Source organism: Acinetobacter sp. ANC 5414 (genome assembly GCF_013004295.1).
Classification (GTDB): domain Bacteria; phylum Pseudomonadota; class Gammaproteobacteria; order Pseudomonadales; family Moraxellaceae; genus Acinetobacter.
The window spans coordinates 1-20907 of record NZ_JABERM010000012.1; the positions used below are offsets into that span (position 1 = coordinate 1).

18 protein-coding genes are annotated in these 20907 nt (G+C 41.4%); 12 read left to right on the top strand and 6 right to left on the bottom strand.

Going from position 1 to position 20907, the window contains the following annotated elements:
- Positions 1 to 110 precede the first annotated feature (110 nt).
- Together HLH18_RS08090 and HLH18_RS08095 are read left to right on the top strand one after the other, a co-directional pair.
- A complete protein-coding gene (locus HLH18_RS08090; RefSeq protein WP_214647303.1) occupies positions 111 to 572 on the top strand; it encodes a hypothetical protein in 462 nt (153 codons plus the stop codon).
- 184 nt (positions 573 to 756) lie between these two features.
- Positions 757 to 1293 carry a hypothetical protein gene (locus HLH18_RS08095; RefSeq protein WP_250852390.1) on the top strand — a complete coding sequence of 179 codons (537 nt, stop codon included), beginning with the start codon at positions 757 to 759 and terminating at the stop codon, positions 1291 to 1293.
- Positions 1294 to 1439: 146 nt separating this feature from the next.
- On the opposite strand, the gene HLH18_RS08100 is transcribed toward HLH18_RS08095, so the two are convergent.
- Positions 1440 to 1754, bottom strand: coding sequence for a YqfO family protein (locus tag HLH18_RS08100; protein WP_171546429.1), 315 nt, complete (start codon positions 1752 to 1754; stop codon positions 1440 to 1442).
- Positions 1755 to 2128: 374 nt separating this feature from the next.
- Here HLH18_RS08100 and HLH18_RS08105 point away from each other — a divergent pair, with 374 nt between their 5' ends.
- Positions 2129 to 4633, top strand: coding sequence for an acyl-CoA dehydrogenase (locus HLH18_RS08105; protein ID WP_171546430.1), 2505 nt, complete (start codon positions 2129 to 2131; stop codon positions 4631 to 4633).
- Between the two features lie 109 nt (positions 4634 to 4742).
- Here the strand turns inward: HLH18_RS08105 and HLH18_RS08110 are convergent, their stop codons facing one another.
- From HLH18_RS08110 to HLH18_RS08120, 4 genes are all read right to left on the bottom strand, one after another.
- Positions 4743 to 5369, bottom strand: coding sequence for an abortive infection family protein (locus HLH18_RS08110; protein WP_250852391.1), 627 nt, complete (start codon positions 5367 to 5369; stop codon positions 4743 to 4745).
- Between the two features lie 212 nt (positions 5370 to 5581).
- Entirely contained in the window at positions 5582 to 5713 is a 132-nt protein-coding gene (locus tag HLH18_RS16215; RefSeq protein WP_252151816.1) for a KGW motif small protein, read from the bottom strand.
- Between the two features lie 220 nt (positions 5714 to 5933).
- Positions 5934 to 9764: a phosphoribosylformylglycinamidine synthase gene (gene purL / locus HLH18_RS08115; protein ID WP_171546431.1), complete on the bottom strand. Its 3831-nt coding sequence runs from the start codon at positions 9762 to 9764 to the stop codon at positions 5934 to 5936.
- Between the two features lie 218 nt (positions 9765 to 9982).
- Positions 9983 to 10120 (bottom strand): hypothetical protein, encoded by a 138-nt coding sequence (locus HLH18_RS08120; RefSeq protein WP_171546432.1) that lies wholly within the window; start codon positions 10118 to 10120, stop codon positions 9983 to 9985.
- Between the two features lie 225 nt (positions 10121 to 10345).
- On the opposite strand from HLH18_RS08120, the gene HLH18_RS08125 reads away from it, so the two are divergent.
- From HLH18_RS08125 to ruvB, 3 genes are all read left to right on the top strand, one after another.
- On the top strand, positions 10346 to 11686 hold the full coding sequence (locus HLH18_RS08125) for a deoxyguanosinetriphosphate triphosphohydrolase (protein ID WP_171546433.1): 1341 nt from the start codon (positions 10346 to 10348) through the stop codon (positions 11684 to 11686).
- A gap of 122 nt (positions 11687 to 11808) precedes the next feature.
- Entirely contained in the window at positions 11809 to 12411 is a 603-nt protein-coding gene (gene ruvA / locus HLH18_RS08130; protein ID WP_131291355.1) for a Holliday junction branch migration protein RuvA, read from the top strand.
- A gap of 246 nt (positions 12412 to 12657) precedes the next feature.
- Positions 12658 to 13659, top strand: a complete 1002-nt coding sequence (gene ruvB, locus HLH18_RS08135; protein ID WP_171546434.1) for a Holliday junction branch migration DNA helicase RuvB — start codon at positions 12658 to 12660, stop codon at positions 13657 to 13659.
- A gap of 350 nt (positions 13660 to 14009) precedes the next feature.
- Here ruvB and HLH18_RS08140 read toward each other — a convergent pair whose 3' ends face one another.
- The gene (locus HLH18_RS08140; protein WP_171546435.1) at positions 14010 to 14591 is read right to left on the bottom strand and encodes a hypothetical protein; all 582 of its coding nucleotides are present in this window, start codon (positions 14589 to 14591) and stop codon (positions 14010 to 14012) included.
- A 307-nt stretch (positions 14592 to 14898) separates the two neighbouring features.
- On the opposite strand from HLH18_RS08140, the gene HLH18_RS08145 reads away from it, so the two are divergent.
- The 6 genes from HLH18_RS08145 to tolB all read left to right on the top strand — a co-directional run bounded on the left by HLH18_RS08145 (position 14899) and on the right by tolB (position 20883).
- Positions 14899 to 16248, top strand: a complete 1350-nt coding sequence (locus tag HLH18_RS08145) for an amidohydrolase (RefSeq protein WP_171546553.1) — start codon at positions 14899 to 14901, stop codon at positions 16246 to 16248.
- 246 nt (positions 16249 to 16494) lie between these two features.
- Positions 16495 to 16905: a tol-pal system-associated acyl-CoA thioesterase gene (gene ybgC / locus HLH18_RS08150; RefSeq protein ID WP_067724926.1), complete on the top strand. Its 411-nt coding sequence runs from the start codon at positions 16495 to 16497 to the stop codon at positions 16903 to 16905.
- Between the two features lie 24 nt (positions 16906 to 16929).
- The gene (gene tolQ, locus HLH18_RS08155) at positions 16930 to 17628 is read left to right on the top strand and encodes a protein TolQ (protein WP_131291363.1); all 699 of its coding nucleotides are present in this window, start codon (positions 16930 to 16932) and stop codon (positions 17626 to 17628) included.
- Positions 17628 to 18077 (top strand): protein TolR, encoded by a 450-nt coding sequence (tolR, locus tag HLH18_RS08160; RefSeq protein ID WP_131291366.1) that lies wholly within the window; start codon positions 17628 to 17630, stop codon positions 18075 to 18077. Before tolQ ends, tolR begins: the two co-directional genes overlap by 1 nt.
- Before the next feature lie 3 nt (positions 18078 to 18080).
- Positions 18081 to 19391 carry a cell envelope integrity protein TolA gene (gene tolA / locus HLH18_RS08165; RefSeq protein WP_171546436.1) on the top strand — a complete coding sequence of 437 codons (1311 nt, stop codon included), beginning with the start codon at positions 18081 to 18083 and terminating at the stop codon, positions 19389 to 19391.
- Positions 19392 to 19599: 208 nt separating this feature from the next.
- The gene (gene tolB / locus HLH18_RS08170) at positions 19600 to 20883 is read left to right on the top strand and encodes a Tol-Pal system beta propeller repeat protein TolB (protein ID WP_171546554.1); all 1284 of its coding nucleotides are present in this window, start codon (positions 19600 to 19602) and stop codon (positions 20881 to 20883) included.
- Positions 20884 to 20907 lie beyond the last annotated feature (24 nt).

Here is a 20907-nt window from a genome sequence, read left to right on the forward strand (position 1 = left end):
AGTGATGTCCTAAAAAGACTACCCACCCATAAAGTCACAGAAATTGAGGATTTGCTACCTCATCGTTGGAAACCTGAACCTCGTTAAAACATAGCAATGGGATTCAGCGGATGCTTACGATAAATCCATCATTAAAATACAATGATTTATCAGATAGCTGTAAAGTTTCCCCTGAAGGTTATGTGCCTGAACAAATTATTATTGAATATGTGCCTTGGTTAACTTATCAAGAACAGGTAAAAGTTGGATTGGCAAATACAAGAACTTTTTTTCACTTAGATGAATTATCTAGAGATAAATGGCCATCAAATGAGGTCTTAAATACCTATGCGAATAATATAGAAAGAAACAAAATGGCTACTATCGACAAGCTCCCCTCTAGTGCATGGAAACGAATTGTACTCACTCCTCTTAATGAAGTAGAAAAATATAAATATCAAGCTCCTGAAGGTAAAGGTAACCGTAGCCGAGGTAAGGAGATCCATTACATCATTTCCCTGAATCCCGATGGTAGCTACAGTATAGAAACCAAATTGTACTGGGTCTCAAAATATCACAAATTCTGGAATTAAACTTCTATAGGTAGTGCGACCAGAGATAATAAAATTATTCAAATCATAAATTATCTTAACTGGATCAAAACCAATTATGGGACAGCATTAACCTTTACACCTAAGGCAGAAATTTATAATGGTCAAACTCATTAAAACAAGCATACTTATAAATATAATAATGTTAGTTACAGGATGTGCATCTATGATGAAAAATAGCATTAGTTTCGCTATACATTATGATTCAGGAAAATTTGTCTATAAAAACAATTGGCCATTGTGTGGTAATTTTTATGATAGCGATGGAAATATGCCTGTAAAAAGAAAAACTAAATATTTAACTACAGATAACACTTGTAAAGTATCTCCTGAGGGCCATGTTCCTCAACAAATTATTATTGATTATGCCCCTTGGTTGACTTATGAAGAGCAAATACAAAAGGATATGGTGTCCCTGAAGAACTACGTTATGCTCAAGGAGAAGAGGCAGCAAAAAAAAAGACTCGCTATTATGGCAGCGCAACAGGAAGGTGTAGCAAAAATCCCAGCCACAGAATGGAAACGTATTATATTAACTCCCCCTCAAGAAGTAGAAAAATATAAGTATCAATTTCCTGAAGGTAAAGGCAACCATAGTCGAGGCAAAGAAATTCATTACCTCATTTCCCTAAATCCAGATGGTAGCTACAGTATAGAAACTAAATTGTATTGGGTCTCAAAATATCAAAAATTCTGGAATTAAACTTCTATAGGTAGTGTGACTAGAGATAATGAAATTATTCAAATCATAAATTATCTTAACTGGATAAAAACCAATTAAGGGACAGCATTAACCTTTATATCTAAGACAAGAGTTTATAATGATCAAACTCATTAAATTAAGCATAATTACTTAATGTCTACCATCTGTATAAACTCAAACGCAGGCTCTTCATAAGGATGGCTGGCCTTAAGCGCTTTAGCCACATTGGATGCTTTATCTTCAGAAATAATGGTTTCTACCCGCCACTCCTCAACATTTTCAAGTTCTCCGACTTCTCCAATAAATGGATTGGCCCCTTTCACTGGTTTAAATTGTCCTGTACCCTGAACCTGCCAGGCACAATGCTCATAGTTGCCTATACAACCTGCACCCGCTTGAAACACGGCGTTTTTGGTTGATTCCAGATGAGATTCGGGAACGTAGTAGATTAATTTAAGCATGCCTGTATTTCTCTAAATTCATTGATTGTTATAGTAATACTACATACGCACGCATCTTTCTGTATGATTTATTACTTATTCAAAAATAATAAAAATCTAAAGAGCTAGAGATACAAGTCGCTATTACTTTTCGTGACATTTCTCTTACAGTTCAATCTTTTACACTATTCAAAAAACACTCTATCTTAAAAACAAGATTTAATTTTATAAATTCAGGATGGAAGTTTTTCATTCACCTCTCTGTCTTAACAACAATATTTTTATTACACCTAAAGTCATTCTAATAAAACAGTGCGAGAAGTTATCTTGCGATTTTCAGATACCCTTTCCTGTTTATCTGACTTTGATCTGGTGTAAGCAACTGGAGAAAATAAATGCTATTCATCATCAGTGTGCTTATTCAATTTTTTACAATCTGGGCAGTTTTCTTTTTTGGATTGAGCCGTAATACCGGGGCAATTACGACAATCATTGTTGCAGTAGTCACTGCCTTTATTAGCCCATGGTCGCTGATTTTTGGTATTCCGCTCATCCTCATCAGTTTAATTGTGATGATTGATTCATTACGAATGGCATTAATTACCAAACCTACCTATAAGGCTCTGGCGAATGCCATGCCGACAATGAGCACCACTGAGCGCGAAGCTTTGGATGCCGGCACCAGCTGGTGGGAAAAAGACCTGTTTATGGGAGCACCCGACTGGTCCAAATTTGAAAGCTATCCTTATCCTACACTTTCTCCAGAAGAACAGTCTTTCTTAGATCATGAAGTTAAACAGTTGTGCAGCATGCTAAATGACTGGGATATTCATCATCACTATAAAGATTTGCCGCCTGAAGCCTGGACTTATATTCGTGAAAATGGTTTTTTAGGTCTGATTATTCCCAAAGAATATGGCGGACGTGCCTTTAGTTCATTTGCGCAAAGCCGGATTATGAGCAAAATTGCCTCTCGCTCATTGACCGCTGCCGTGAGCTGTATGGTACCCAATTCTTTAGGACCGGGCGAATTGCTTCTGCATTATGGGACTGAAGAACAAAAAAACCGATATTTACCTGGTTTGGCTAAAGGTGAAGAAATCCCCTGTTTTGGTCTTACCAGTCCTGAAGCCGGTTCCGATGCCGGTGCAATTCCGGATACTGGAGTTGTCTGTTATGGCGAATTTGAAGGTCAGCAAGTGCTTGGCCTACGCATGAATTTTTCCAAACGCTGGATTACCCTTGCTCCAATTGCAACCGTGATTGGTCTGGCTTTCAAGCTCTATGATCCAGATGGATTATTGGGTGATAAAAACAAGACGGAATATGGCATTACCTGTGCCCTGATTCCTGCCAGTCATGAGGGCGTAAAAGTGGGAGCACGGCACAATCCCGGTTCCCCTTTTATGAACGGAACAGTAGATGGCAAGGATGTATTCATTCCACTGGACTGGATTATTGGCGGTGCTGAAAATATTGGTAAAGGCTGGCGTATGCTGATGGAATGTCTGGCAGTCGGTCGTGGTATTTCCTTACCAGCATTATCAACCGCTGCAAGTGAAGTAACGTATTTGACCGTAGGTGCTTTTGCCAAAATCCGACAACAATTCAAGATTTCAGTCGGCAAATTTGAAGGTGTGCAGGAAGCGACCAGTGATATTGCCTGTGATACCTATATGCTGGAAGCTTTCCGATATTTGGTTACTTGTGGTTTGAACCAAGGTGGTAAACCCGCAGTCATGACCGCAATGGCAAAATATTATGCCACTGAAACCATGCGCCGCGTCGTCAATCACGGTATGGATGTAGTGGGTGGTCGTGCCATTCAAATGGGGCCACGCAACTTTTTAGCACTTTATTATCAAACTATTCCCGTGTCGATTACCGTTGAAGGAGCCAATATCCTCAGTCGTTCCTTAATGATTTTTGGTCAGGGTTCGATGCGTTGTCATCCTTATCTGTTTGAGGAATTGCAACTGCTACAAGCGGAAGATAAAAACACAGCCCTGAATACCTTTAACGATATGCTGTTCAAGCATTTAGGCTATACCTTTAACCGTACTGCGCGTGCCTTTGCTTATGGCTATATCGGTGGCTCATCCGATGCACCAAAAAGCGCAGATGACTTTACTCGCCCCTACTACAAGATTATTAACCGTTTAAGTACTAACTTTGCACTAACTGCCGATATGTGTTTAGGCCTGCTTGCCGGTGATATTAAACGCAAAGAAATGCTTTCTGGGCGCTTGGCAGATATTCATGCCAATCTGTTTATCAGTACTGCCATTCTTAAATATTATGAACATGGCAAAAAAACTGAGGCTGAACAGGTTCATGCAAAACTGGCCCTGGAAAAATCCCTATTTAATGCGCAGGAAGCTTTTTACGGTTTATTTGCCAACTTCTCCGTCGGCATTGCGGCTGGCTTAGTCAAATTCATTTGCTTCCCGCTCGGTCGTCCTGTCAACAAACCATGCGATGCGTTGAAACAACAGGCAGGCGAAATCATTATGCAGGACAATGCTTTCCGCGATGAACTGAAAAAACACGTGTTCTATAACACAGCTGAAGATGATGTTACGGGCCGTATGGAATCGACCTTTAACATGTTGCTTGAGTTAGAGCCGCTTTGGGACAAGTTCAAGAAAGCGGAATCGAAAGGTCAATTTAAAGGTTTAACTTTTGATGAACGTATTAGCGATGCGGTGGAGACAGGTTTTATTACTCAACAGGAAGCATCCAGTCTACTGACCTATAATGCAAAACGTTACGACAGTATGCTGACCGACGTTTTTGATTCTGAGCTTGATCAAGCTTTGGAACTGGAAAATCCTTATAATAATGAGGAAGAATCCGCACCTATGCCTGATCCGGAACAGCAGGAACCGTTAGCACCTTAAAAAATTAAGAATAAAAAACGGCTTGTTGATGCCGTTTTTTATAATCAATTAATTAATTAATTAATTAATTAGATCTATTTGCCAATATTTTTTGTAAATACAGTTTCCTCTAAGATTCTACGATTGATTCATTCCGTAATTCCCAAGTTGAAAACAAAAATACCGCCATTGTTCCAGCTAGATTAACTGCTAATTCAGCATGCCTCGAAGAAGGTTTAACATTTAATTTTCCTTGACCATGGGCATCACTAATTTTATTTCTTAATGCACCCAAGCCTTCTACAACTGATGTACACCCACCTAAAATTTGCTTGAATACAGGTTGAGTATGTTGTGAGGGAGATAGATTAAGTTGCTTCGCTGTTAATCGATATAAATGATTGAGATCAGGAGCATCACCATATACTACAGTTGCTTCATCTAAAATATGCTTACACGTGGACTCCAACAATGTCCTAGCAATAGTGATTGCACCTTCTGGATCAACTGTACGTCTTTCTAATGCTTTATTCCAAGTTGTATGAATATAACTTGAATCTAAATTTTTTATAACATTAGCAATTATTTGATCAGATGGAATACTATCGCTATTTTCTAAATATTCCAATAATGGATGAAATTCAATATAGATATAATTTCTACGCTCTGCATAATGCTCAAATTTTTGCTTAATTTGTTCCCAATATTGATCTAATGTTCTTAAGGTTTTTAAAATACTTGGAATATATTTTTTCAAGTTTTGCTCTTAAATTACTTCATTTCGTAGTCTTAAAAACTCACTTGCATCACTCTCTTCATGTGTATGAGTAGCTCTAGCAATTAAAATTTGTTGAAGTAAAGTCACTTTTTCAATTAATTCTTTCATCATTTATATCTTGTAAAGTTCTTCTTAAATATTTTCATCATACAAAAAAAACCACCTCACGGTGGCTTTTTCAATTTAAAAATTTAAGAATTTTGAAGCAAATAGCTACCTATCAAGAACAACATTTGCAACCCAACGACTGCCATAAAAAACATCCAGCCTTTTTTACGTAAAGTCGCTTTATCAACATTTGTATATGTCACAGTTTTTAGCATTGTGTCACCTCACTTAGAGATTCAATCCTGAACTTATATTGAGTGAACCATCTTTCCTCTATATTGCATCATCATTGTGCATAAAACACACAAATATTGTTTCACTCCAATATAAAAGCAAAATCCAAACCAAGTCCAGCGGGAGAAATAAAATTAAATAAAAAATATGTACAAAATAAAAAAGCCACCCGAAGGTGGCTTTTTTCAAAACACTTCAGAATTAACCAATGAACTTACGTGCATTGCGGAACATGCGTAACCATGCACCATCTTCAGTCCATTCTTCAGGTTTCCAAGAATGCTGAACTGCACGGAAGTTACGTTCAGGGTGCGGCATCATAATCGTTGCACGACCGTCCATAGACGTAACACCAGTAATCGCTTCCGGTGAGCCGTTCGGGTTCAATGGATATTGCTGTGTAGGATTACCGAAGCTGTCTACATAACGTAGGCTAACTTGATTGCCTGCATTTAACGCAGCAATTTTATCTTCAGTTGCAACAACACGACCTTCACCATGCGCAACTGCGATTGGTAAAATCGAACCTTCCATACCGTCTAACAAGATCGAGTGAGATTTTTCTACACGAACGTTAACCGCACGCGCTTCAAAAACTTCAGAAGTGTTGCGGTGGAAACGTGGCCAAGCTTCAGCACCCGGAATCAGCGGAGCCAATTGCGACAACATTTGACAACCGTTACAAATCCCTAGAGAGAAGGTTTCTTGACGATTAAAGAATTTCTCGAATTGATCACGAAGTTTAGGGTTGAATAGAACCGATTTAGCCCAACCACCACCTGCGCCCATGACGTCACCGTAAGAGAAACCACCACAAGTCACCAGACCTTCAAAGTCATCCAGGCTAATACGCCCCGCAATAAGATCACTCATGTGAACATCGACAGTGTTGAAACCAACTTTGTCGAATGCCGCAGCCATTTCAATATGACCGTTTACACCTTGTTCACGCAAGATCACCATATTTGGACGACGTGAATTAATAAACGGTGCTTCAACAGGTTCATTCAAGTCGAATGTCGGCTGTGCAATGATGCCTTTGTGATTCTTGTCTGTGATTAAAGCAAATTCAGAATCCGCAGTTTCAACGTTGTCACGTAAGCGTTGGATTTGATGCGATACTTCCGTCCAAGCCACTTGCAAGTCGCTACGCTCAAGTACCAGACCATTGATAGACAATTGATCCGTGTTGTTTACACGACCAACGATGCTAATTGCATCTTTCAATACTGATTCAGCAACTTCAGCTTGTAGTGCTTCCCAATCGCTTGCTGCGATTTGAAGTACCGCACCAATTTCTTCAGCAAATAACGCTTCAGTCGATTGATCTTCAAGTGCTACACCTAAACGTGAAGCAAACATCATTTCCGCAACAGTCGCCAGTAAACCACCATCACCGATGTCATGGTAAGCCTTCACTAAGCCACGGTTGTTCCAGTCTTGAACCAATGCGAAGAATGCTTTGAAGTCATCGAAGCTGTCTACGTCAGGCGTCACAGAACCAATGGCTTTATAAACCTGAGCCAGGATCGAACCGCCTAAACGGAACTGACCTTTAGACAAGTCAATGCGTACCAATACTGAATTTTCATTTTTCAATTCAGGTGTTAATGTTTTACGCACATCACCGACGGGTGCAAATGCTGTAATCACACCTGTCATTGGTGAAGTGACTGATTTGTCTTCGCCTTCGTCGTTCCAGGTGGTACGCATAGACAATGAGTCTTTACCGACTGGAATTGCAATACCCAAGGCTGGACACATTTCCATACCAATGGCTTTAACACCTTCAAATAGCGCTTGGTCTTCGCCTTTTTGACCAGCCGCCGCCATCCAGTTCGCAGACAATTTAATGTCGCTGATCTGTTCGATGTTGGCACACATGATGTTTGAAATCGATTCAGCCACAGCCAAACGTGCAGACGCAGCAGGATTGAGCAATGCAACAGGAGGACGTTCACCCATTGCCATTGCTTCACCTGTGTAACCTACAAGGCTGGTGGTGGTCACTGCAGCATCCGCTACGGGAACTTGCCAACGGCCCACCATTTGGTCACGTGCAACCATACCGGTAATCGAACGGTCACCAATGGTGATCAGGAACGATTTAGACGCAACGGTTGGATTTTTAAGAACACGGTAAATCGCATCTTTTAGATCAACATTTGCAGCAGTGAAGTCATCGCCTTTACGTTCAATGGTTTCATATGAACGGCTCATGCGAGGTGTACCACCCAGCATGACTTGCATTGGCATATCCACAGCCTTGTTACCAAACAATGGATCTTCAACCGTCAAGTGACGTGCTTCAGTCGCTTCACCTAACACGGCAAACGGACAGCGTTCACGCGCACAGATCGATTCAAAGAGTTCCAATGAAGATGGACGAATTGCCAATACATAACGTTCTTGCGCCTCATTCGACCAGATTTCCATTGGAGACATACCTGGCTCTAATGAAGGAATCTTACGAAGATTCAAGACTGCACCAAGTTCGTGATCGTTCACGAGTTCAGGCATTGCATTCGATACACCGCCAGCACCTACGTCATGTACAGATACGATTGGGTTGTTATCTTCAAAGCGCCAGCAAGTATCAATCACTTCTTGGCAACGGCGTTCCATTTCTGGGTTTTCACGTTGTACAGATGCGAAATCGAGGTTTTCACCGAGTTTACCGCTATCTACAGAAGATGCTGCACCACCGCCTAAGCCGATCAGCATTGCAGGACCACCCAGCACGATCAACAAGTCGCCCGGTTGGATTGGATCTTTTTCGACATGGTCTGGACGGATGTTACCGTAACCACCGGCAATCATAATTGGTTTGTGGAAACCTTTTACATCGCCATTTACATTTTGTTCGAAAGTACGGAAGTAACCATTTAAGGCAGGACGACCAAATTCGTTATTAAACGCAGCACCACCTAAAGGACCATCAATCATGATCTGGAGTGGAGATGCCATACGCGATGGTTTGCCGTAGTTGTCTTCCCAAGGTTGTTCAAACCCAGGAATATTCAAGTTAGACACGGTGAAACCGGTTAAACCTGCTTTTGGTTTACCGCCACGACCTGTTGCGCCTTCGTCACGAATTTCACCGCCTGAACCTGTCGCTGCACCGGCAAATGGTGCAATCGCTGTTGGATGGTTGTGGGTTTCCACTTTCATGAGGATATGAGCAGCTTGGCTCTTGTATTTATAAACGTGATGACCATTTTCATCCGGTTTTGGATAGAAACGTTGTGTGTCATAACCCACGATTACAGAGGCATTGTCTTTATAGGCTGACAATACATCTGCAGGAGATTCTTTATAAGTATTTTTAATCATCTGGAACAATGACAATGGCTGTTTTTCACCATCAATAGTCCATTCTGAACCGAAGATTTTATGACGGCAATGCTCAGAGTTTGCTTGTGCAAACATCATCAGCTCGATGTCGTGCGGGTTACGCCCCATCTTGGTAAATGCTGCAGTTAAGTAGTCGATTTCTTCATCTGACAATGCAAAACCAAATTCAGAGTTGGCTTTAACCAGTGCTTCTTTACCTTGACCTAAAATATCAATGCTATTTAAAGGTTTTGGTTCAGTCTCGTTAAATAAAGCAACAGCATCATCAATTTGATTGAAAACGCTTTCAGTCATGCGGTCATGCAATGCCAGTTTCACTTCATTCGATATTTCAGAAATACCCTTTAAAGTAAACAAAACACCGCGTTCAAGGCGGTGTATCGGGGTATTACAATTGGCAAAAATATCAGTCGCTTTAGAAGACCACGGAGAGATTGTCCCTAAACGCGGTGTTACAAGAACTTGAATTTCATCACTTGCCGCTTGGCGAACTTCAAAAGACGCACCGTCATTGAGTAGTTGTAATGCAGATTGATGCTGCTGCTCGTTGAGCGCTTGATCAAACAGATAAATCCATTGACTTTCAATTGATTGAACAGAACTCATTGACGCTAAACGGTTTAAGAGTTGAGTTTTCTTAAAAGAAGAGTGTGCTGGTGCACCGGCCACGATAAACATGCTGATTTTGGCTCCACGGGCAGGTCTTTTGGACCATACCGCCAATGTGACTTAGAGAGAGCGCATATTCTACTGTGTATTGGCAAAATCAGCTAGATAGAAATTCACGAATGTGGCATCTATTCATGTAAGAATAATGAAGAATACTTTAATTTTCAGTTAAAAATTTTGAATTTTACCTCTATCGGATTCTTTAGCATCTTGTTTCTAAATGTTATTTACAATTCGTAGAGTGATTGCCTAGCAAGGGTTTTCAGCAGATGAACCACCGCCTCAGCTACAATTTTAAGTGATTGCGGATCAACCTGATCAATGATGTCACCAACACCGAGATAACACAGCGAAAACTCAAGCACATTATCTTTCATTTGTTCATTAAATAGAATAATCGAGGGCTAAGTCCGCATTATTCTCAGCGTTTGAACCAGTAGGATCAATGCGATTTAAAAACATTCAGGAAACATGAAGCATCCCCTGTCTGCTTATGTTCGCTATTCACAAGACAAATCATGTCGCACCACTCTAGTCTGTTTGGCTTTTTTTTGGCATGATGATTTCAGGTCATCACTGAATAATGATAAATGGAACAAATGCGTTGGTTAGAACTACTTTCGACAGTTCGTATTGGTAGCAAAAAACAAAGTACAGAACAGGCACGTAGCCCCTTTCATAAAGATTATGACCGCATTATTTTCTCGCAAAGTTTTCGTCAACTCAACCGTAAAACCCAAGTGCATCCGCTGACACAGCACGACGGTATTCATACCCGTTTAACCCATTCGCTGGAAGTATCCTGTATTGGTCGTTCACTCGGCATGCTTGCGGCTGAAAAAATTAAAGATCAACTGCCCGTGTGGATTTCTCCTGCCGATGTCGGTGCGATTATTCAGGCAGCTTGTCTGGCGCATGATATTGGCAATCCACCTTTTGGACATGCTGGTGAATATGCCATTCGCGAATGGTTTGATGATGCTTCACATGGCAACTTTTTAGAAAAACTCACGCCTGAAGAACAAGCCGATGTACGCCAGTTTGAAGGCAATGCCCAAGGTTTACGCTTACTGACCAAAATTGACTATCATCCCAATGATGGTGGCATGCGCTTAACTTACGCAACCTTAGGGGCTTACCTAAAGTACCCATGGCTGTCCAAAACGATTGCTTCTCAAGGTGATCGCCCTGCCAGTCAACGGGCAAAGTTTGGTTGTTATCAGTCTGAAAAAAAAATTTTGAAGCAAATTGCCGAACAGCTCGGTTTAATTCAATTGGGTGAATATCACTATTGCCGTCATCCATTGACCTATTTATTGGAAGCAGCAGATGACACCTGTTATGCCCTGATTGATCTGGAAGATGGCATTATTTTAAACATGCTGTCTTATGAAGAAGTGGAGCCTATTTTCCTGAACTTAATTGGTGATTATGGCATTCCTGAAGAATTGGCCATGTTGCACACCACTTGGCAACAAAAGATTGCTGCCTTAAGGGGACGAGTGATGAAACGCTTGGTAGATGAAGTCACTACCGCATTTGCCAAACATCATCTGGAAATTTTGAGTGGTCAGCTTAAAGGCAGCTTATTGCAATATTGTTCTGAAGATATTGAACGTGGCATTGACCGAGCGAAGAACTTGGCACGTGACAAAATTTTTGAACATCCGCAAAAAGCCGGTTTGGAAATTATCGCCCATCAAAGTCTGCAAAATATTTTAGATGCCTTTATTCCTTTGACCACGCCGCATAAGACCTTAAGTTTTAAGGAACAGCGATTGATGTCGATGCTGCAACGTGCAGGGGTATATTTTGAAAGTAATCACTATGAAAATATTATGCAGGTTCTCGATATTATTTCGAAGTTTTCAGACCATCAGGCCTATAACCTGTCGCAAGAGTTACAAGGCAATAAAGCCGGCTGGATGTAAAGATTTTGCAGATATTCAGGCGAAACTCTGTGCAAAATTTAAATAAATATGCGTGTGCATTTTGCCTTTCGTGCAAATGCTCACTACTATGCAACGAACGATAGATAAGTGAAAAAATCAAAATGATTGGATGTCTCATTGGTGAAGTATTTGCTTTAGAAGCACCGACAGTACTGTTAAATGTAAATGGCGTGGGCTATGAAGTGGATACCCCGCTTTCTACATTTTGCCAATTACATAAAGGACAAAAAGTAACGCTGTGGACGCATTTAACTGTTCGTGAAGATGCACAATTGCTTTACGGCTTTTTAGATGCACAAGAGAAAACCATTTTCCGTACACTTCTTAAAGTAAACGGTGTTGGTCCTAAAATGGCGCTTGGTATTTTATCGACTTTAAGTATCGATCTGCTCATTCATACCGTTGAAAATGAAGACCTGAATACACTGGTTAAAGTTCCGGGTGTGGGTAAAAAGACTGCTGAGCGCCTCATGATTGAACTTCGTGATCGTTTTAAAGCCATGTCTTCAGGTAATGTTCCAACCAATTCAACAGCGCCACAAATTCAGTTTATGGGTAATTCAGCGGTTGCTGAAGCAGAAGCGGCTTTACAATCACTAGGTTATAAACCTTTAGAAGCTCAAAAACTGATTAATGCCGTGAAAGGTGATTACACTGAAGCCGGTGATATTATCCGTGCAGCATTAAAGTCGATGAATAAATAACTCATTATTTAAAGCTATAGATGTAAATAGATGCAATGAAAGGCAGCATGGATGCTGCCGCAGAAATATGGCATATGAACATGCCATATTTCTGCAAAGGGTTTTATTACTTTTGCCCTGTCAAAAGTAAGGCATTGCCTACGCGAAAGCAGTGAATATCTTTCATCATTCGCGGCTATGCAACTAAACATGGTATTTATGACCATAATGCGACAATCGAATTCACGAAAATAGAACTGACTTAATATGCAAGACCGTCTCATCAGTGGTTCTGAAAAACCCGAAGATCATTTTGATCGTGCCATTCGCCCGACTTCACTGGATGACTATGTTGGTCAGCCGGTGGTACGTGAGCAAATGGAGATCTTTATTGGCGCAGCACGTGGTCGTGGTGAAGCACTCGATCACACTTTAATTTTTGGTCCACCGGGTTTGGGTAAAACCACGTTGGCCAATATTATCGCGCGGGAAATGGGCGGTAATTTAAAATCGACTTCCGGTCCTGTACTTGAACGTGCCGGCGATTTGGCAGCCATGCTGACCAACCTGGAAGAAGGTGACGTTTTATTTATTGATGAAATTCACCGTCTTTCACCAGTGATTGAAGAAATTCTGTATCCGGCAATGGAAGATTACCAACTCGATATCATGATTGGTGAAGGACCGGGTGCACGTTCAATTAAACTGGATTTACCGCCATTTACTTTAGTGGCTGCAACGACGCGTGCAGGCTTACTGACCTCTCCACTGCGTGACCGTTTTGGTATTGTGCAGCGTTTAGAGTTTTATTCGGTTGAAGATTTAACCCATATTGTGTCACGTTCAGCATCATTAATGGATGTTCCCATGACCGATGATGGGGCTAAAGAAATTGCCCGTCGTGCACGTGGTACACCGCGTATTGCCAATCGTTTACTGCGTCGTGTACGTGACTATGCCCAAGTCAAAGGCACCGGTGAAGTCAATCAGGATATGGCGCAACGTGCGCTGGATATGTTGAAAGTCGATAAAGATGGTTTGGACACTTTAGACCGCCGTTACTTAAGTATGTTGCTTGAGCGTTTTGATGGCGGTCCTGCCGGAGTTGAAGCTTTGGCTGCGGCAATGGCAGAAGATTCGGGCACTTTGGAAGATGTGATTGAACCTTATCTGATTCAGCAAGGTTATACCATGCGTACTGCACGGGGCCGTATTGCCACCAATATGGCCTATTTGCAGTTTGGGATGACACCGCCAGAGCCGAAGTGATAAATGATTTAAAAACAACTTAGGTTCATTAGTATTTCATAGCTTAATTTAAGCAAGCTTTGGATACACGAGTGTGGCAGGGATGCCACACGTTACCCATACACAACAAGGATGTTGTGTATGGGTAACAAAGGCTTTTCTTGCGGACTCAAAATATATTTTGAGATCCTCATTTTGGCCTCTCAAAAGTAAGACCTTGCCTACACAAATGCATTTCAATTTTATTGAAAAATTGTGGCAATGAAATCTTATAATTTATCTAAGCGAATGCTAAAACTTTTTATAAGCACAAAATCAAAGGATATAGCTGCTGTTTGATCAACAAACTAGCACCACTAAAAATAAAAGCTCTATGATTTGGAAATCACCCTCACCTCTTCTACCAGCATCAATTCACACGCACCGCTGCCTGTATCCTCACGACTTAAAGAACTACGCCACGTCCACCCATCTGAAGACTTCACTTCCACCAACTGCCCTTTTAAATAAATTAAATCATCTTGATCAATTTGAGCCAGTTGTTTAGCGATGACTTTGCTTGCAGGAATCAAATGAGTATTGGCACTTTGCGTTTCAATTTCACGTACCGGAATGGGTGGAGCATTTTCATAACGCCAATAATACCAACGGTTACTTTGTCGAATCGACAACTGCTGATAGACCTGTGGATCAGCCATTTTGTCCCATCCCAAAGCAAAATCGACAGGGCTAATCTCAGACTCGCGTCCAAAGTTATAATTTTCTCTAGATAAAACCCGAAACTCTCCAGTATAAGGCTCTAAATTTGTCATGCTATAGCCATTAAACTGATGAATTCCCGCTGTGGTTTGATAATCAGCAGCATCTGAAATACCTTTATCCGGTTTCAGCCAATATGACCACAGTGCAAATCCAATGGCGAAAATGATGAGATATTTCAAAAAACGGTTCATTTTAAACTCGAATATTTACCCGTCATGCAATGCGCCATCCATAGATTGAATCAAATGAAATCGCTAGGCATAGATTCAAAAAGTAAATGTTATATACAAACTTTATAAACTCACTTTCACATGAAATACATAATTTTACAATGTAAAAAAGCGAATAAAGCCCTTTGAGAACAAACATTAATACTTAATATACTTTTAAAGTATAAACAAATACTTAGAGGGTTTTGGTCGAATTTAGATCTGTATGCAATCCTAGAGAGTCACTTTAACTATTTCAAACTCTTCAGGATTTTCCCAAGATATGAACATGTACAAGCAGATCTCCCTTTGTCTTCCCCTTGTCCTTTGCAGCCAACTCAGCTTTGCAGACTGGATTGATGATTCCGTTAAAAATGTAGAAGCGCATACCATTAAGCTTCGACAACATATTCATCAACACCCTGAACTTGGAAATATGGAATTCAAAACTTCTGAGCTGGTACAAAAAGAGTTGAAATCTTATAGCATTGAAGTGCGTAAAGGCTATGCCAAAACCGGTGTAATTGGTGTACTTAAAGGGGCTAAACCTGGTCCAGTGATGGCATTGCGTGCCGATATGGATGCCCTGCCGATTGAAGAAAAAACTGGACTCCCTTATGCCAGTAAAGCCAAAGCCATTTATCAAGGGGCAGAAACTCACGTGATGCACGGCTGTGGTCACGATGCCCATACCGCAATGCTACTGGGTGCCGCCAAAGCCTTAGCAGCGAATAAAGATAAAATTGCCGGTACTGTGATATTTGTATTCCAACCGGCTGAAGAAGGCGGTGCCGATATTGATAACTTTACCCAAGGTCATTTAATCGGTTCACGTAAAATGATTGCCGATGGTGCATTGAACAATCCAAAACCGGAAGTGATTTTCGGTATGCACGTGATGGCAGGCATGCCAAGTGGCAATATCTTGTATAAAGATGGCGCGATTCTGAACAGTGCCGACCACTTACGCATTCAAGTGAATGGTAAACAGGTGCATGGCTCTATGCCTTGGCTCGGTCGTGATCCAATTTATGCGTCTTCGCAAATGATCAATAACATGCAAAGTTTAGTCAGTCGTCATGCAGATTTAACCAAAGGCATGGGCGTAGTCAGTATTGGCAGTATCCGCGGTGGAACAACAGGTAATGTCATCCCTGATCAGGTAAATATGGTCGGCACCATTCGCTCTAACAGTGAAGATGTGCGTCAAGGCATTTTAAAAACTTTACCGAAAATGGTCGAACATAATGCTATAGCCAATGATGTCACTGCAAAAGTGGAAATTGCGCCATATGCGCCGGTAACCACCAATGACAAAACCTTAACCAAGCTGATGCAACCTACACTTGCCCAAGTGAATGGCGAAGATAAACTGCATGTGCTGGACAACAATGCCAGTGCAAGTGAAGACTTTGCCTATTATGGTCAGCTGATGCCATCTTTATTTGTCTTTGTGGGCGCAACACCTGCCGATCAGGACATGGCGAAAGCTGCACCTAATCATAACCCGTTATTTATCGTCGATAATGCAACTTTAAAAACCGGAGTAGAAAGCCATGTGCGCTTTATTCTGGATTATCCAAAAGTTGCCGAACAGGTACAGACTGACTGGAAAAAGATGCAAGCTGCAAAAAAATAAAGTAGATTTTTTCAAAAAAGTGAGCATCCTTTGCTCACTTTTTTTATATCTAAAGGTTGTGTTGATTGAATACAGAATAGATCTCATTTGAAACCTTGTGCCATTGGACTAAAAACTCAAACTGCTAAACTTCAATGCGTTACACAGCTTGACTCTTAGCGAAAAAAACGTCATTTTTACAGATTTTTTAACTCGCTAAAAGTACAACTAAAACCATAAAACCGAATTGAAAAATGGGACACAATCATGGCGAATAAATTCGAGTTCAACATTCGTGTATATATTGAAGACACTGACGCAGGTGGCATTGTCTATCATGCAAACCATATTCGTTTTATGGAACGTACGCGTACCGAATGGTTACGTGCGGCAGGTGTTGACCACTACTGGCACCAAAAAGATTATCACTTTGTAGTACATAAAATAAATGTGAAATATTCACGTCCAATCCTGATGGATGACCTGATTACAGTGACTGCGAGTGTTGTTTCATGTAAAGCAACATCTTTTGTATTGCAACAAAATATTTATCGTGGTGAAATCATGCTTGCATCTGGCGAAGTCGAATTGGCATGTATTAGTGTAGACGGCATGCGTCCAACACGGCTTCCTGAGGAAATACGTAATCTAATTCTAAAAGAGTTAGGACAAGACTAAAAAATTTATTGGCACATTGTAACTATGGCAACACAACTAGAATCATCTTTACACATATCAGATCTTATTTTACAAGCTAGTCCCATCGTTCAACTGGTAATGCTCGTGCTCCTGCTAGCATCTTTATACAGTTGGTATCTGATTGCCAAGTTACATATGAGTTATAAAAAAGCCCAGGCCGAAGATGAACATTTTCAAAAAATCTTCTGGTCTGGCGCTGAACTTAATACCCTATACAACAACGCGCAACTTAATTCCAAACGCACCGGTTTGGAAGATATCTTCTATCAAGGCATTGGCGAGTTTTTTAAACTCAAAAAATTCCAGGCAACCACACAACAAACCGTTGAAGGCACAGAACGTATTTTACGTGTCGGTTTAAGCCGTGACCAAGGTCTGCTTGAACAAGGCTTGGGCGCACTTGCCAGCATTGGTTCTGTTGCACCTTATATCGGCCTGTTCGGTACGGTCTGGGGCATTATGAATGCCTTTATTGGTCTGGCAGATGTCGATCAGGTCACTTTGGCAACCGTTGCTCCGGGTATTGCCGAAGCCCTCATTGCAACAGCGATTGGTCTTTTTGCTGCAATTCCAGCAGTATTGGCCTTTAACCATTACACGGCTAAAGGTGAAACCGTCTATTCAGACCGTGCATTATTTGCTGAAGAAATGGTGGCGCTATTACAACGTCAAACTGTGAGTTCTGCACAGGAAAATGACTAATGGCAATTCAGCGTTCTGGACGCTTTGAGCGTGTCAAAAAGCCCCTAAAAAGTGAGATGAACGTCGTTCCTTATATTGACGTCATGCTGGTACTTTTGGTGATTTTTATGGTCACAGCACCTATGATTACCAGTGGGATTAAAGTCGATTTACCTCAAGCCAATGGCAATCCGATTGAATCTAAAGATGCACCGACAATTGTGACACTGGATCAGGATGGTCTTTATTATTTGGAATACAAAAACCAAAAAACCGGCCCTGTTGATCTGGCTCAGTTGACGAGTCTTTTAGTCGAGGCACAAACCCAAGCCAAAAATGATAACAAGGAAATGAATGTTGTCATTAATGGTGCTACCACACGTCCTTATGGAGATGTCATGGCTTTAATGTCGAGTCTTCAAGATGCTGGTTTAACCCAAGTTAGTCTGCTAACCAAGCCTCTAGAATAAAGTATGAAAGATTTGAAAAAGCCACAATCCAAAGAAAAAACAATTGCGCTTGGATTTACCCTCGGAATCCATGCTGTGGCAATGACTGGCTTACTTTTTTTGGGCATGAGTAAACCGGTCGAGCCGCCTAAACAAATTAAAATGGTTTTGGTCACGCCTGAGGACTTGCTCCCACCCGATCCTGTACCTTTAGAACAGACAGACTCGACTGAAACGGTACATGAAAAAGTCGCGGAAAAGGTTCAACAAACGGCAAAACCGAGTATTGAACCTGCACCGGTTATTCCCGTTACCCAGCCTACTCCTACTCCTACTCCAGCACCAGCACCAGCACCAGCACCAGCAAAGCCTGATGTAAATAAAGCTGCACAGGAAACCAAGGCTGCAGCAGAAGCTCTGAAAAAAGCGGAACAGAAAGCTGCCGAACAGGCAAAGGTAGCTGAAGCCAATAAACTAAAAGCCCAAGCAGACGCACAAGCCAAGGCAAAAGCAGAGGCTGCTGAAAAAGCCCGAGCGGATGCCGCTGCAAAAGCTAAATCTGACGCGGCTGAAAAAATGAAAGCAGATGCTGCGGCGAAGGCCAAAGCCGATGCAGCGAACAAAGCTAAGGCTGATGCCGCCAATAAAGCTAAAGCTGATGCCGCTGCAAAAGCCAAGGTAGATGCTGCGAATAAAGCTAAAACTGATGCCGCCAATAAAGCCAAAGCCGATGCAGCAAATAAAGCTAAAGCGGATGCAGCGAATAAAGCTAAAGCGGATGCAGCAAATAAAGCTAAAGCGGATGCAGCGAATAAAGCTAAAGCGGATGCAGCAAATAAAGCTAAAGCGGATGCAGCAAATAAAGCCAAAGTAGATGCAGCAAATAAAGCCAAAGCTGATGCAGCGAATAAAGCCAAAGCTGATGCAGCGAATAAAGCTAAAGCGGATGCAGCTAATAAAGCCAAAGCGGATGCAGAAGCGCGTGAACGTGCTGCTGAAGAAGCCAAAGCATCATCTGCTAAACAAGCCGCTGAAGAAGCCGCGACTAAAAAAGCGGAAGCAAAGAAAATTGCCTCAACTGCAAAACGTGACTTTGAAAATAAAGTGAAACGTGCGTGGGATATTCCGAGCGGTTCATCTGGTCAAAAAGCCACTGCTCGTGTGACTTTAAGTGACAACGGCTCGGTTCAATCGGTGATTGTGAACTCAAGTGATCCGGATATGAAAGCAAGTGTTGAAGCCGCTGTACGTGCAGCAGCGCCTTACCCAATGCCTTCCGATCCAGATGCACGACGTGAAGCAAGAACCTTTACTTCAAGCTTTACTGCGAAATAAAATAAAAAGCCACATCAAATTTAATTGATGTGGCTTTTTTTGGCGTTTAAACTCAAATTTCACTAAAAATAGATACTATTTTATTCACTTTTCACAGTCTTATAACAGTTTAGTCATCATGATGTACTTCCAATAAAGCAAAATCATGCCATTATGTGACACAACCGAATTCACAATAATTTACATTTTTTAGAGTACGTAGCGGATGATGGAAATGACGCGTAAACATCTACTTTGCCTAACCATTTTGACAGCTTTAAGTCCTGTTTTAGCGACACAGTCTTATGCACAATTGCATTTAGAAATTGCTAAAGCACCAGAAGAAGCACCGAAGATTGCCATTATTCCGTTTAATAATGATCAAAACATTTATCCTATTGTCGAAAATGACTTAAACCGTTCAGGCAAATTTTCAAGTGCTTCAAAAAACCTGCCTGCAACAGCGAGTATGAATAGTCCAAATGCAGAGGCATGGAAATCTGCAGGTGTTCCGTATGTAGTTACAGGTACCGTAAAAACAACAGAAAATGGCGCGTATGAAGTTCACTATCAACTCTATGATATTGAAAAGCAGCAGTATTTATTAAATGAATTACTGACTGTTCCTGCTTCACGGATTCGCCAAGCCGGTCACATGATCAGTGATGCAATTTATCAGGCATTGACCGGTATTGCAGGTGACTTTAGCGGACGCATTGCCTATGTACTGCGCAACCCGGCGACTCCTGAACAGCGTTATACTCTTCAAATTGCAGATACGGATGGCGAACAGCCAAAAACCATTCTGACTTCTCGTGATCCAATCTTGTCCCCTGCTTGGACACCGGATGCGAAAAAAATTGCCTACGTTTCATTCGAAACCAAACGTCCGGCCATTTATGTACAGGACTTGGCTACAGGAAAACGTGAAAAACTGGCGAGCTTCCGTGGTTTAAACGGTGCACCAAGCTTCTCTCCCGATGGTAAAAGCATGTTGTTTACTGCATCTCTGCATGGCAACCCTGAAATCTATCAAATGAATCTGGAAACACGTCAGTTACAACGTATGACCAATGACAGTGCCATTGATACCGAAGCACGTTATGCCCCAGACGGTAAATCATTTATTTTTACCTCTGACCGAGGCGGTTCACCACAAATTTATACTTATAACTTTGCAAATGCTTCAAGTAAGCGCCTGACGTTCCGGGGTGCATTTAATGCACGTGGCACATTAAGTGCAGATGGTAAAAAAATCGCTCTAGTTCATCGCCCAAGTGGCAGCAATTACAAAGTAGCTATTCAGGACATCAATACCGGCATTACCAATATTCTGACCCCAACCAGTTTGGATGAATCACCAAGTTTCTCGCCAAATGGGCAAATGGTGGTCTATGCAACACGTGAAGGAAATCGTGGTTTACTGTCCATCATGTCACTTGATGGTCGTTTCCGCATGAATTTACCGAGTGAACAAGGCGAGGTTCGCGAACCTGCTTGGGCACCTAAATAACAATTTAATTTAAAGCAATGATGA